Annotated in this window: 15 protein-coding genes and 1 pseudogene; 1 reads left to right on the top strand and 15 read right to left on the bottom strand. The window is 45.3% G+C overall.

What is annotated here, in order from left to right; genetic code table 11:
- Window positions 1-103: 103 nt before the first annotated feature.
- From AC50Y5_RS06455 to AC50Y5_RS06430, 6 genes and pseudogenes are all read right to left on the bottom strand, one after another.
- Window positions 104-1,348 (bottom strand): HAMP domain-containing sensor histidine kinase, encoded by a 1,245-nt coding sequence (locus AC50Y5_RS06455; protein WP_494859274.1) that lies wholly within the window; start codon window positions 1,346-1,348, stop codon window positions 104-106.
- A complete protein-coding gene (locus tag AC50Y5_RS06450) occupies window positions 1,345-2,040 on the bottom strand; it encodes a response regulator transcription factor (protein WP_494859272.1) in 696 nt (231 codons plus the stop codon). The genes AC50Y5_RS06455 and AC50Y5_RS06450 overlap by 4 nt, the downstream gene beginning before the upstream one ends.
- A gap of 194 nt (window positions 2,041-2,234) precedes the next feature.
- Window positions 2,235-2,424 (bottom strand): annotated as a pseudogene (locus tag AC50Y5_RS06445) (IS3 family transposase); the annotation flags it as partial.
- A 19-nt stretch (window positions 2,425-2,443) separates the two neighbouring features.
- Window positions 2,444-2,635 (bottom strand): hypothetical protein, encoded by a 192-nt coding sequence (locus tag AC50Y5_RS06440; RefSeq protein ID WP_494859270.1) that lies wholly within the window; start codon window positions 2,633-2,635, stop codon window positions 2,444-2,446.
- A 56-nt stretch (window positions 2,636-2,691) separates the two neighbouring features.
- Entirely contained in the window at window positions 2,692-3,012 is a 321-nt protein-coding gene (locus AC50Y5_RS06435; RefSeq protein WP_494859268.1) for a hypothetical protein, read from the bottom strand.
- A gap of 89 nt (window positions 3,013-3,101) precedes the next feature.
- Window positions 3,102-4,253 (bottom strand): SNF2-related protein, encoded by a 1,152-nt coding sequence (locus AC50Y5_RS06430; protein WP_494859266.1) that lies wholly within the window; start codon window positions 4,251-4,253, stop codon window positions 3,102-3,104.
- A gap of 461 nt (window positions 4,254-4,714) precedes the next feature.
- Between AC50Y5_RS06430 and AC50Y5_RS06425 the strand changes: the two genes are divergently transcribed.
- On the top strand, window positions 4,715-5,074 hold the full coding sequence (locus tag AC50Y5_RS06425; RefSeq protein WP_056042903.1) for a YmaF family protein: 360 nt from the start codon (window positions 4,715-4,717) through the stop codon (window positions 5,072-5,074).
- Window positions 5,075-5,539: 465 nt separating this feature from the next.
- Here the strand turns inward: AC50Y5_RS06425 and AC50Y5_RS06420 are convergent, their stop codons facing one another.
- The 9 genes from AC50Y5_RS06420 to AC50Y5_RS06380 all read right to left on the bottom strand — a co-directional run bounded on the left by AC50Y5_RS06420 (window position 5,540) and on the right by AC50Y5_RS06380 (window position 13,730).
- Window positions 5,540-6,859 (bottom strand): ABC transporter permease, encoded by a 1,320-nt coding sequence (locus AC50Y5_RS06420; RefSeq protein ID WP_494859264.1) that lies wholly within the window; start codon window positions 6,857-6,859, stop codon window positions 5,540-5,542.
- Window positions 6,852-7,754 carry an ABC transporter ATP-binding protein gene (locus AC50Y5_RS06415; RefSeq protein WP_056042907.1) on the bottom strand — a complete coding sequence of 301 codons (903 nt, stop codon included), beginning with the start codon at window positions 7,752-7,754 and terminating at the stop codon, window positions 6,852-6,854. The genes AC50Y5_RS06420 and AC50Y5_RS06415 overlap by 8 nt, the downstream gene beginning before the upstream one ends.
- Before the next feature lie 19 nt (window positions 7,755-7,773).
- Window positions 7,774-8,685 (bottom strand): ABC transporter ATP-binding protein, encoded by a 912-nt coding sequence (locus AC50Y5_RS06410; RefSeq protein WP_494859261.1) that lies wholly within the window; start codon window positions 8,683-8,685, stop codon window positions 7,774-7,776.
- 14 nt (window positions 8,686-8,699) lie between these two features.
- Window positions 8,700-9,095 carry a GntR family transcriptional regulator gene (locus AC50Y5_RS06405; protein WP_494859259.1) on the bottom strand — a complete coding sequence of 132 codons (396 nt, stop codon included), beginning with the start codon at window positions 9,093-9,095 and terminating at the stop codon, window positions 8,700-8,702.
- A gap of 33 nt (window positions 9,096-9,128) precedes the next feature.
- Window positions 9,129-9,842, bottom strand: a complete 714-nt coding sequence (locus AC50Y5_RS06400; protein ID WP_155973613.1) for a hypothetical protein — start codon at window positions 9,840-9,842, stop codon at window positions 9,129-9,131.
- 215 nt (window positions 9,843-10,057) lie between these two features.
- Window positions 10,058-10,684: an FMN-dependent NADH-azoreductase gene (locus AC50Y5_RS06395; protein WP_494859257.1), complete on the bottom strand. Its 627-nt coding sequence runs from the start codon at window positions 10,682-10,684 to the stop codon at window positions 10,058-10,060.
- 155 nt (window positions 10,685-10,839) lie between these two features.
- Window positions 10,840-11,559: a response regulator gene (locus AC50Y5_RS06390; RefSeq protein WP_494859255.1), complete on the bottom strand. Its 720-nt coding sequence runs from the start codon at window positions 11,557-11,559 to the stop codon at window positions 10,840-10,842.
- Window positions 11,560-11,562: 3 nt separating this feature from the next.
- On the bottom strand, window positions 11,563-13,200 hold the full coding sequence (locus AC50Y5_RS06385; protein WP_494859253.1) for a GAF domain-containing sensor histidine kinase: 1,638 nt from the start codon (window positions 13,198-13,200) through the stop codon (window positions 11,563-11,565).
- 65 nt (window positions 13,201-13,265) lie between these two features.
- Window positions 13,266-13,730: a DUF420 domain-containing protein gene (locus AC50Y5_RS06380; protein ID WP_056042917.1), complete on the bottom strand. Its 465-nt coding sequence runs from the start codon at window positions 13,728-13,730 to the stop codon at window positions 13,266-13,268.
- Window positions 13,731-13,756: the final 26 nt, after the last annotated feature.

Below are 13,756 nucleotides of genomic sequence, written 5' to 3'. Positions count from 1 at the left end.
CTCCGTTGTGTGATTAACATTGCTTGATTGTTATTATAGGTGTGGAAGCTTACGATGAAGTGAAGAAGAAGCTTACATTTTCGTAAGCTTCTTCTTCACTTCATTATCTTTTGAAAAACGAAATTCTGAATGTAGCACCCTCTCTAGGCACGCTCTCCACCGTAATAATCCCGTTTTGTTCCTCGATGATCGATTTTGTCAAAGCCAGACCGATGCCTAAACTATGGGGCTTGTTATGGTTCTTTCCTCTATAAAATCGCTTGAAAATATGAGGCAGATCATCGGGATGGATGCCTTCGCCTGTGTCTCGGATAACGATCGTATTAAATAGTGCGTTTTCTTCCAGTTTAATACGGACCTCCCCTTCTTGTGGGGTGTGCTCCAGTGCATTTTTAATCAAATTCATAAGGGCTTCCTTCAGCCATTCTTCATCCGCTTGCAAAAACGCATTCTCCCCGCCGCGAATTGTGATGGTCTGTCGCTTTTGCTCTGCTACTGTTCGGAGTGAATAGACAGCACTCTCCATTAACTCCCGTAGCCTGATTCTTTCTTTGCAAAACCCGATGGCCCCAGCTTCGACCCTCGCCAGCTTCAGCAGGCTCACGATAAGCCATTCCATTCGGTCAAGCTGCTGCCGGCTTCGCTCCAGAAACGTCATTCTCATTTCTTTTTCCATCCCGGGATCGCTGAGCAAATTTTCATTGAACACTATGAGGGAAGCAAGAGGCGTTTTGAGCTGGTGTGAAATATCGGATAACAGGTTTCGCAGAAAGGCTTTTTCCTGTCGGAGTTGCTCCAGGCTGTTGGTTAGCCTTCCGGCCATCGCATTGAAGCTTCGGCCTAACGAGCCGAACTCTCCCTCCTCATTCTCGGGAAGTAGGTTGTCAAACTGATTTTCCACAACCTGCTCTGCTGCGTAGGAAATCGTTCTGATTTTGTCAAACAATTTGCGGTATTCCCATAGCAGCAATAACATGAGCGGGATTAGGAGTAGCAATACCTGAGCCGCTGTTTTCAAGGGTAATGATCTTCCCGAAAGTACTGGCTGATTTTCTATGGGGATATCTCCCTGATAACCGTATTGCGCGAGGATGCGTTTGCCCTCAGCGAGTTCATCTGCTTTAGCTCCTTGGGTGATAAAGTGAATCACCTCATTTTCCAACCCTGGCTCTTTCATCAACAGATGTCCGATCAGGGCGGTATTTTGATTCACAATGGTTGTATTGATACTCTCGACTTGGTGGTGCATGTAAAAGAACATTAATAACGACAAAAGAACCTGCAGTGCAAGCACTTTAACGGCGATGGATTTCCACTCTGGATTACGCAGTACTTCGATCATGTTCATTTCCCTGTGACTTCCACGTTCCATTTATATCCGATCCCACGAATGGTTACGATATATTGTGGTGCAGCGGGAATGTCTTCCACTTTTTCTCTTAACCTCCGGATATGGACTGAGAGCGTATTATCATCAATGAACTCGCCCGAAAGATCCCATAGATGGTTCAAAATTGAACTCCTGCTGCATATCTGCTTAGGGTGGGAGATTAACATCAGTAATAGTCGATATTCAAGCGCCGTCAGTGTAATTTCAGTATTATTTTTGAGTACAGTTCCTTCTAAAATACGCAGTTGAATGTTGTCGGATTTCCATATGCTCACTTCTTGTTTGCTCTGGTTTTTCCGTCGCAATACCGCTTTGATTCGTGAAATAAGCTCTTTGGTTCGGACAGGCTTGGTTACATAGTCGTCCGCTCCTAGGTCAAGTCCGACAACCACATTCGCTTCCTCATCCAAAGCTGTCAAAAAAATAATGGGCACCTGGGAGACTGCCCGGATCTCACTGCACAATTGATATCCTGACCCATCAGGCAGGTTGACATCCAACAAAATTAAATCGATGGGGTCTGCCTGAAGCTTATTCCTTGCTTCTTCCAAGCTGCCTGCCAGAACGACAGTATATCCTTCACTGGATAGCGTATATTGTATACCAAATACCAAGTTTTCATCATCTTCTACGAGTAATAACCGATTCATCTTGCACCTCAGATCATGCTATATTTAATATAAAAAATACTGCTTCATTTTTATTAAATTGTTACAGCGTTATTATACATCATTTTAGTTTCACTTTGGCTCGAGGGATTTTAAATTACTTTTCGTATTACTGTCAATAGAGTAACCACATGAGACCGAGGGGATCAAGTTGCATTTCAGTACGTACGCATTTGTACCTCTATCCGTAGCGATGTAGGTGATGTCGGTCACCCAAGCTTGATTGGGTGCCTTGGGCCTGAATTGGCGGTTGAGTACATTCTCAGCAACGGGCAGGTTATGTTTGGAGTTCGTTGTCGCTTTATATTTTTTAACGGTTCGAGATTTCAGCCCCTGCTCCTTCATCATTCGAGCGACGGTCTTCTCCGAAACTTTCCTGCCTTGTCTATGAAGCATCTATGTAACCTTCGGGCATCAGCGTCGGTCTTTTGCAAAGTAGTGCATGGCCTTTTAGAATGTCATTTTCTTCATGCAAGTCACGGATTTGCTTTTGTAACGCTTTGACGGCCTTGTCCTCTTCTTGAATCATCTGGACGACTTGTCTTTTAAAGGCTTGATCGTAATGTTTCTTTGTCACTTCGTTCACCTCGAATTTGGATAGGTCTATTTTATCCGATTCTCGGTTCTCCGTGTCTACTTTGCTGTAAGAACAGCAACAATCGCACCTCTAACCCAACTCTCATTAATACTATAAGTAAAAAGCCATACCATAATAAAAATAATTGCAAAGCTTATTACGATCTGAAGAGGCATGAATAACCCTCGATCGAATAAATCAGAAAATAATTCTCTCATTGTTTTTTTCTTTTGAGTAGGTACTGACAATTGGTGATATAGTTTATCTTTAAGTTCCTCTTCATTCCCTCCTAGCTCAAGATAAACATGTCGTAGCAGTGCTCTCTTTACGTTTTCACCGCCACGAGTAATGTCGATGACCAAATTCATCCGAATCAATTGATTGAATTTCCCTATCTAATGCAGATTGCATGGCTTTGCTCATCTTTACTACCTCCCATTATTAATGACTTTTCATGTACAAAATACTATTTCTTTTTATTAAATAATCCGAATTCTTGAATCTCCACAATGCGATCTTCTTTTTTATCATAAGTGAGAAAAAACTCTTTAAATAAGATACCTTTTCCTAATAGAACAATTCGGTTCCCCTTCTCGGCATACTCAAATTTTTTTGATTTGATTGAATTAGGTAGAGTCATTAAGATATGCTGTACGGTAGGCGTTTTGGTACTAATGGGAGCTATCGAGCTACATAAAGAACACAAGTTTCCAGGATTGCAATTGCGGCAATAGAATTGGTCGCAATTTGTGCAAAGATGCTGTTCTTCTTTAGCACAAGACTGTAAGCATGTATGGCAATTGATACGATGAGTGTTACATAAAGGCAGCTTTGTTACACTTGATTCAGTCATGCATGAAGGACAAATAGAATTTATACATACCTTGCAATTATTCAACTTTCTATCATCAAAAAGCTTATTGCATGCCGTACATACAAAGGTATGTTTTTCAGCAACAACAATATGATCATTAGTGATTGTAAAAGGGCCTTCTGTAGAGCTACTAATCAGACACTGAACGTTTACTGGCTTGTCACCATGTACCTTTAATTGAGTATAGCCAGCTGCATTCTCGATTCGTACAGTCGCATGTTCAACCATATTTCTTACGACCAATATAGCTACTGGTTCGATCAATACTTCATTTTCTGACATCGAAAATTTTATTTCTTGCTGGTGAATTAGTGCCTCTCGCTCTTTGAACAGTAAATCAATTTCCGTCTTGGGATCATTACCTTTTGACGTTTCTCCAGTTTGATTATCAGCAATGAGGGTATCATAATAGTCATTTATCCGGCTGATCTCATTTTGTAGTTGGTCATTTGTTTGTTTTTTAATTGTTTCAACAAAGCGTTCAGCGTCTTTCGAGGCATACTTTTCTCTGAATAGTTTTCGACTACGTAAGTATCCTGGTTTTAATATGTTCACGAGATTATAAAGTTCTCTAATATCATTTTGGATAAGTGTAGCAGACATAAGTAATGTGTTTATCTTACTTATACTGTAGATAAACTTGTATGTAGCTGTGGTGTGATTTTTAAGGCAGTGCGCTTCGTCTACTACAAGGAGATCAAATGTACGTTCACTGATTCTTTGTTTTCTCTCATCAAAACGCACGAGTCCAGGAATGGATGAAATAATAAAATCAGACGTCTCCCATTAAACGATCAAATCCTTTTTGAAGTCGAATGGTCTGGGATTGCAATTCCAATTTAACGTTTATGCTGGAAGATCTACCTGATAATAATGAAACCCATATTAGCTCCTAACTCAGCTATGAAGACGGCAAAAGAGCCTGCGTTAGCAGGCTCTTCCATGTCATATAATGCGATTAATCATTCCATAATGATAAGCGATCTTTCACTAGAGCCCCGTAGCTATCTTCCAACTTCTCTACGCCCGCATCGATCAAATCTTTCTGATACGTATCCCATATAACGTCGAACTGGCCCTCTTTGACGTCATGTCAATGAGCTTAATCGGCTGAATTCCTAACCATTGATAGTTGCCTAGCACTCATATTTGTTTTCATTAATAGAATGTGGTGTAGCACATCAACATGAGGAGGCATGCCACAAATGCAGAAAAAGGGACCTGTAAGGAAGAAAACAAAAAATTGTAAAAAGGTACAGCGGCACGTACACGAATTTGAAGGTAGTACTAAATTGGCTGAAGAAGGCGATGATCGACATAACCATCGCTTCGCTGGAGTTACAGGCCAAGCGATTCGAGTAGGAAAAAGCCATATCCATGAAATCGATCTGACGAAAACGGATTTCTTTAACCATTTTCATAAACTGAAAAAGATTAAAACAGGGCCTGCAATTCCAGTAGGAAATGGTAAACACGTACATTTTGTAACAGGTCAAACGACATTAAATGATGGTCATGTTCACCAATTTAAATTCGCAACATTGATTCAAGAACCACTAATTTAGTGAAATATCGCTTAACGGAAAACAAACCTGCCGGATGAAAATATCGGCAGGTCTGTTCTGTTTATATTTTCAATTTTGAACTTTAAATTATTACTCACATAGGACATTGTGGCCAACTGCCGTCATGTTTTTATTCAGCTGTATTCATTTGAGGTTCCCACCAGACTCCCCCTTCAAGTTCCTCTAATGTTTTAGCCATTAGAAATAACCTGACCGTTAGAATTCCTGTAATACGAATAATTTGGAGTTTGAACAAAAATGAGCGCCTCTGGCACGTTGGCTCTCTACTCAGAGCATTGAGGCCGTTCTCGTCAATCCTCACTTTTCTTCATTTTAACTATCTGAACCGTTGATTAACAAAAGCCAGTAGAATCAGGCTTTTTTAGCTACTGGCTTTTGTAACGACAAAACACTATAAAATTAGCGTCATTATTAAATAAAGTCTACACACATGATCAAAACAATCTAAACCTTATAAGCCCGCATCGCCTTGCGCAACTCCTTAAACGTCGGGCGCTTGCCATACATTAGGACGCCGGTGCGATAAATTTTCGCTCCCAGCCAGCCGAAGATGTAGATCGATACGAACAAAATGCCTAAGGACAGCAGCACCTGCCACACTGGCGGGTTCGTCAGCCCAATTCGCAGCATCATAACGAATGGCGAGAAAAACGGCACATAGGAAGCGACTTTCACGAGCATCGTGTCCGGATTCGAAATACTGAATGTGCTAATGTAGAAGCCTGCCAGCGATAAAATCGTAATCGGCATGACTGCCTGTGCCAGATCCTCCGTCCGGCTCACAATGGAACCGATTGCCGCATACAGCATCGCATACAGGAAATAGCCTGCCAAGTAGTAGATGACCGCATACACAATCAGCGACGGATCAATTTGGTCGAAATGAATATTCAAATTCGTGAACGCATCTTTATTTTGCGGCATCGATAAATTGATGATCATAACGGCTCCATACAGCACCAGCTGGAACAAGCCGACGAGGAACATCCCGAACACCTTTCCGAACATTTGTGTCAACGGCGATACGCTGGTAATGAGAATTTCCATAACCCGCGAGCCTTTTTCCGATGTAATTTCTGTCGCAATCAGCTGCCCCGTCACCATAATAACAAAGAACAGCATAATGACAATAATCGATACGAGTCCCATATTGACCGCTTGCTGCTCTGGGGACAGCCCCTCTGCATTGGAACCTGCTCCCGCTTCAGCAGCAATTTGCATGGTATCAATCGTTACCGGCGCGAACAGCTGTCCCTTTTGTTCCTCGCTCAGTCCGGCTTCCTTGAAAATCATTTCGGTGCGTATGTTTTGCAGCGCTCCTTGCAGAGAACGGGTTGTAGATTCATCCAGCAGCTTCTCGGATTTATAAGTTACAGCTGGAAGCCCGTTTGCCTGAACGTCGCCAAAGGTCAAATATCCTTTAATTTTCTGATCGATAATGCCCTGCTTAAGTGCTTGCTCATTACCCGCATCGGTACCCGTATCCGCAAAATCAACCAGCATAACATTCGTCTGCTCCTGCTGCGAATAATAGACTTTGAGCTGCTCCGCAAGCTTAGTCCCCTCTGCCCCACTGCCCGCTTCCGCCTGGATATAACCAATAGAAGTGGTTTTTACTTCGTCATTGTTAAACTGGGAGATGAGATAAGGCAGATTAGCACCAATCGTAATAATAATTGCAAAAATCAACGTCATAACCAAAAAGGATTTTGTCCGAAACTTATTGCGAACGGTGAAGCTGACGACTGTCCAAAAATTACTCATGCTTTTCACCCACCAATTTTATAAAGATTTCGTTTAGGGTTGGCTCCATAATTTCAAACCGCTTAATTTCCGTTTGCTCCATCGCATGGCGTAAAATAAGCCCGCCCGCCGCTTCGTTCTCAATACGGAGCTCGTAACCCGATTCATTGCGCTGCACATTCGTTACGCCTTCCAGCGTCTCAAGCCCCTTCACGGTGCGCTCGGTGCCTAGCATGACGCGCTCGCGAGGATATTGGCCCTTAAGCTCCTTAAGGTTGCCCTGCAGTACCGCGTTCGAGCGGTGCATGATCGTAATATTGCGGCACAGCTCCTCCACATGCTCCATCCTGTGTGTCGAGAACAGCATGGTTGTACCTTCTTCACGCAGCTCCTTCACCGCTGCCTTAAGCAGCTCCACGTTCACCGGGTCAAGCCCGCTAAAGGCTTCATCCAAAATGACGATTTTCGGCTTATGGATGACCGAGGCAATGAACTGGATTTTTTGCTGGTTGCCCTTCGACAGCTCCTCCAGCTTCTTGTTGTAATATTCCGGCACGCCGAATTTTTCCAACCAATACTTCAAGCTTTGATCAGCATCCCGCTTCGACATCCCCCGCAGCTTCGCCAAATAAAGCAGCTGGTCGCTTACGCGAACACGCGGATACATCCCCCGTTCCTCCGGCAAATAACCGAGCATTTGCAGCTGATTATGGCTGTAAGGCTTGCCGTTATATAAAATTTGGCCCCCATCGGGAAAAATAAGTCCCAGCACCATTCGCATCGTCGTCGTTTTGCCCGCGCCGTTCGCACCTAGCAGGCCGTAAATTTCGCCTTCTCCTACTTCCAGGCTAATGCCATTTACTGCTGTTTTATCGCCATACTGCTTATAGATTTGTTCAATTTTTAGTGGCTTCATTGTCGTCTCCTCCTTGATATCAAGCTCTAATATGCTGTCTGTCCTGTTCAATTAATACGGCCAAAATATCATCAAGGTCGAGCGCCTGCCGCCCCATGATCTCGATGCTCGCCTGCTCAAGCCAGCGCTCGGTTTCCAGTGCCTGCCGCGTAATGATTCGCAGATTGCCGCAGCCTGCATCTTCCACCACGCATTGGCCGGGAATACTCCTCACATCCCTGCCTTCAAGCTCTCTGCCATTCACATAAAACATATGCCAGCTGCTGAGCAGCTCATCCTTCTCGTACATGCCCAGTATGCGGCCTTGCGACATAAAGACGATGTAATCCGCGAGACGCTTTACTTCATCCACAATGTGAGAGGCCATAAGAATCGTTCGCTCTCCAGCATTCATATAATTGTGCAAAAAGCTCATCATGCTGCGCCAAGCCAGCGGATCGAAGCCAGAGGAAGGCTCATCAAGCAGCAGCAGCTCGGGATGATGGGCGAGTACAAGTGCAAACTCATACTTGCGCCGCGTCCCTTTGGACATTTTGCCAAGCCTGATGCTGTCATCGACCTCGAACATTCGCAAAATTTCACGATACAAATTCACGTCCCAATTCGGGTACCATTTTTGCACAAAATCGGTCTTATCCGAAGCCCTCAGCTTATTCTCATGACTGCCAAACAGCTCGGGCACATAACCGATTTTATTTTTCCAGTCGATATCCTTCTGGTCTGCAATGGAATGGCCAAGTACGCTCAGCTCGCCTTTATCAGGCTTGATCAAGTCCAGCAGCATCCGAAAGGTCGAGCTTTTGCCTGAACCATTCGGGCCGACAATTGCAGTAACGTATCCCTTCGGCACTTCCAATGAAAGCGGCCCTAGCTGAAACCGATCACGCCGCAGCTCAACTTTTTTTATATGAATAGCCGTCTCGTTGCTCATCTCTTGTCCTCCCTCTAGGCTTGATCTTTAAAATGCTTCTCCAGCTGCTCGCGAAAAATCTGTTCCAGCTCCTCGCGTGAGCACTTCACCCGCTGTCCCGCTGTTATCGCCGCCTCGAATGCTTCGACGACAGCCACTAAGCGGTATCGGTCACGATCATCCTGCTCAACCGCCGCAACGTAGGTGCCCGTTCCTTGCCTCGTTCGCAGCAGCCCTTCCGACTCCAGGTCCTGATAAACCCGGCGTACCGTGATGACGCTGCATTTGAGCGATTGTGCAAGCTCCCGGATTGAGGGGAGCAGCGTTCCTTCTGACAATTGCCCACTGACAATCAGCGCTCTCAGCTGGACTTCTATTTGATAATAAAGCGGCTCGGCGCTCTGCTCATTAATTTGAATCGGCAGCCACACGGCTTCACCTTCTTTGCTTATTTACTCAATTGCCTATTTAAAGCTGCGCGTCTCCAGCCGATGTTTTAGACCTCTATAACTAATGGTGATTCCAATCATACTGACTAGCATCCCAACTAGCAAATACCACCACTCCCCATTTCCAATTCCTATCAGCGAATAGTTGACGATCGAAATGCCATTAAAGCTGAGCAGAGCGCTGATGATCAAAAACACAATGCAGTACAGCACACACACGAGCATGTACGTCTTTCCCGTGAAGCCATATTCCCAAATGGCATACGTAGCAGCAAAGCCAAGCGAATAGAAAAACCAGAATAGTCCATATAAAAGATAAGCACCCGGAGAAATTGCCTCACTTAAGCCATCCACTAAAAAATATTGAATCAGGAAGAAAATGATTTGCATCGGGAAAAGCATAACCGCCAGCTGCAGTATTCTCCCCCATATAATCTGCGGTACTGTAATCGGCATCGTACGCCATTCTGCCAGCTTGCCACTATAGGTATCATTGAACCAGAACATATTAGAGCGGCTTAGCCCAAAACCGAGGCAAGGCAGCGTCGTAAGAAAAACAAAATCGATCGCCCAATATTCACCTGCCGAAACATCCAATTCGTTAATTTGGTACAACATCCCCAACACAATTGCCATATATATAGCTAGTAAAAACGAAGCTAGAAAACCCCATCGTGTTTTCCGCAATTCATAAACTAAAATATGCCATGCCCCTTGCCACATACTCACAAGTTTTCCTCCAGTCACTCTATATACTGTATATATCTTTATACACAGTATAATCACACTTAAATCGGTTGTCAATCCATCCCAGCATTTTTTTTGAAAAAGGGCTCTGCCTAGCCATGTTTGTTAAGCGGCAAATCAAAAAAAGCCTTGGACATGAGCTTATTAGGCTCTGGCCAAGGCTTTATAGCTTTTAAAATGTAGGATGTGCTGCTGTTTTAGAAGCGTGCTGCTGCTGCTTTCGCTTCTTCGATTGCATGCGCAACAATAGCTTCCGCTTCATTAGGCATTTGGTTGTGGCCTTCTGCAATGACGATTTCGAAATTCGTTACGCCGAAAAATTGCATAATATTGCGGACATAATTGAGGGACATTTCAGCTGCCGCTGCTGGACCTTCGGAGTATACGCCGCCTCTTGCATTCAGCAGAGCTACCTTTTTATCAGGAATAAGGCCAACCGGACCTTGCTCGGTATATTTGAACGTTTTGCCTGCTTGGTAAATGTAGTCAATATAGGTGTGCAGCACAGCAGGGATCGTCAAATTCCACAACGGGAAACCGAAAACAACTTTGTCCGCCGCAAGAAATTGATCGATATATTTGCCGGAAACGTCAACCGCTGTTTGCTCTTCTGGTGTCAGCTCATAGCCGCGTGGCGCCTTGAAATTGCCGTTAATCATATTGGCATTCATATACGGAAGCTCTTCTTGGAACAAATCCAGTTCCGTAACGCTATCATTTGGATGTGTCTCTTTGTAAGTATCTAGGAACGCTTGATAGAGCTTCACGCTCACTGCTTGGTCCAAACCACGATCATTTGCTTTCACAAAAAGTACAGTGCTCATAATAATTATTCCCTCCGTAAAAAAGCGCTCAATGCGGGCAGCTTCTCAATTGTGTATTTGTAATAAGCTTTATTTTACAAGCCTTTTTCTTACAAATCATCGGCCAATAGCATGAAAGTCGCCCGTTTTGAGTCTCAGAGGGCTTAGGTCTAGTCTTACGACTCTGGGCCCAAATAATGAATACCGCGCAGCGCGGCTTGTGTTCGATCGGTTACATCCAGCTTGCTAAGAATGCTGCTGACATGGGTTTTGACTGTTTTTTCGGCAACGACTAATTCCCGGGCAATTTCTTTATTGCTTTTCCCTTTCATCAGCTGCCTAAGCACCTCTATTTCACGAGGCGTTAGCGATGTAAAGGCTAATTGATCGGACTTAGCGCGTGTTGAATCGGGTTCCGCCTGTAATTGGAGCGGAGGATGCAATAAACGATCCTCTGTTCTTTCAAACCGTCCAGCTGGCGTCCCACCCCCGATCAGCACGCTGGAAATATCGGGATGCAGCTGAATATTGCCTTTATAAGCGCTGCGTATCGCCTCCGCCAGCTGATCCGGTGCGACATCCTTCAGCATATACCCAATCGCCCCCGTCTGAAGAGCAGGAACAATATGACCGCGGTCTGCGAAGCTGGTCAGCACCAGCACTTTAATCGCTGGATGCTGCTCGGCAATGATTCGGCTTGCCTCAATCCCATCCATGACAGGCATTTGCAGGTCCATCAAGATCATATCCGGCTGGAGCTCGGCCGCTTTCTCCACTGCTTCCTTCCCGTTGGCTGCCTCTCCGACAATTTCAAAATCCGGCTGCAAATTTAGAAAGAAAGCGATGCCCTTCAAAACAATTTGATGATCGTCAACGAGTAAAAGCTTAATTTTCACCGTTCATCCTCCCTCCTCTGCTGCCAGCGGTATGCTCGCCCGAATGACGGTTCGCTGCCCCATTTCGCTATGAATGATAAACTCACCGCCGAGCGCCTCTGCTCTTTCGCGCATAGACAGCATCCCCATCGTCTGTCCCTGCAGTTGTTTAGGAGAAAAGCCTTGACCATGATCCTCAATTTCCAGCGTTACTTCCCGCTCTGATTTCACAAGCCGAATATAGGCAGCTTCTGCACCTGAGTGCTTTCGAATGTTGTTAAGCCCTTCTTGGCCAATCCGCCATAAGCCTTCTTCAAGCGCACGGGGCAGCTCCTTCAGCCCTTCCGCCTCTGCAAGTACGACAAGGTCCATCCTTTCGCCATACTGCTTAAGCGCAGGAAGCAGACCATTCTCAAGACCAGCGGGATGCAGCTGCCAAATAAGCGTCCGCATCTCCCCCAGCGTTTCCTGCGACAAGCTGGCCATTTCCTGAAGCGAGCGTTCCACGATCGGCTCTTTTCCGCCGAGAATCTTTTCTGCCCCTTTGGCGATAAAAGACAGCGAAAATATTTTTTGCATCACCGAATCATGCAAATCCCGTGCCATTCGGATTCGTTCCTCCATACGGGCAAGCTCCCGGCGCTGTTCATTTACTCTCAAATTATCAATGCTGAGCGTCAAATGCTCACCGAGCGCATACATAAATTCTTCATGATAATGATCGAATTGCCCACTATCGTTACTGCTAATGAACAAAACACCATAGGGACAGCTGCCTCTTCGCAGCGGAATCGCTGCAGCCGATGTGAATGCCTTTAGACCTTTCGCTGTTAGCGGGACGACTGCTTCCTCCTTGCTATCTGCAACAACGACAAGACGATTTTGGTGAAAAGCGTCAGCCACAACTCCCCCGTTTCCACAATCGAGCTGCTGCCAGCCTTCCCTCGTCTGCTGCCCGTCGTAATAAGCTCGAAGCGAAAGCTTGTCCTGCTCATAGACGAATAATGCAATTTGCGGCCAGTCGAAAGCAGCGCTTATATGTTCAACCGCTTTCAAGGGCAGCTGGCTAATGTCCTGCACCGCATGGATGCGCGTAATGACCTCGCCAAGCTTCGCATAGAGCAGCGCATTTCGCTCCTGTGCCTGATATAGGCGGATACGCTTAATCGCTGTGCCTATCTGGTACGCAACTGCCTGCAGCAGGGCAAGCTCCTCATTTGAAAAAAATTCTTTGCCCGCCTGCGCAGCATTCAGCAATCCAAAGCTCTCCGCGCCTGCCTTCAGTGGTACCGTCGCATGATGCGTCAAGCCGCCTTTATCGCCAGCATTGTATTCCGCAGCATATACAATTCGGGAGCATTCAATAATGTTGACCGCACGATTCAGCTTGTTTTGGCGATAGCTTTCGGTGCACCAGCAGCCTTCTCCGCACATTGCTGCATTATCGTTGGCTGCAAGGGTTGAGGGGAGATTTTGCGCGGCCGCACATATGCTGTCTGAATGCTCATCAAGCAAGAAGATCCAGCCCGTCGTAAAGCTGGTAACCTCAAGAAGCTTCACCAGTACCGCATTCAGCATAACCTTCATATCATTCATCGAATTGAGCATCTCCGCAATTTCCTTGAGCGCCGCCAGCTCATCTGAACGAATCTCTCTGGACAAGGCAAATCCCCCTTTAATACAGCAAAGCCGCGAATCAGCTTCGCGGCTTCCTTGTAATATGAACTTTATAGACCAAATATAGCATCAATCATCGGCTTCGTATGGCCGCCTGGATATAATAAATACAGCAGGACATAAACGATAACGCCCGTAATCGCTGTGAAAAACCAGATAATCGACGTTACGCGGCCCCATTTGCGATGCTTGGCATATTTGCTCTTGAAGCCCAGCACGAGCGTCGTAATGCCAAATACCGCTGCTACCGTCGCAAGCGTAATGTGGAAAATCAGAAAGACAACATAATAGAGATGCATGCTGTCGGGTCCGCCCCATGTCGTATTGCCGACAACTATTGTTCGCGAGGAGTAAATAATAAAGAAGATGATGGCTGCAATTGCAGCTGCGATCATCACTTTCTTATGCGCCTCAACTTTACGCTTAATAATCAGTCCCCAACCAATCGCAACCAGAATCGCACTAATAACGATAAATGATGTGCTTATTGTAGGGAGAATAAAATACCAATCCAATGTCGATCCCACCTATATCGGTAAAA

Source organism: Paenibacillus sp. JT22N7, assembly GCF_059383875.1.
The sequence above is the reverse complement of the archived record's forward strand: the minus strand, read 5'-3'. Positions and strand labels throughout refer to the sequence as shown.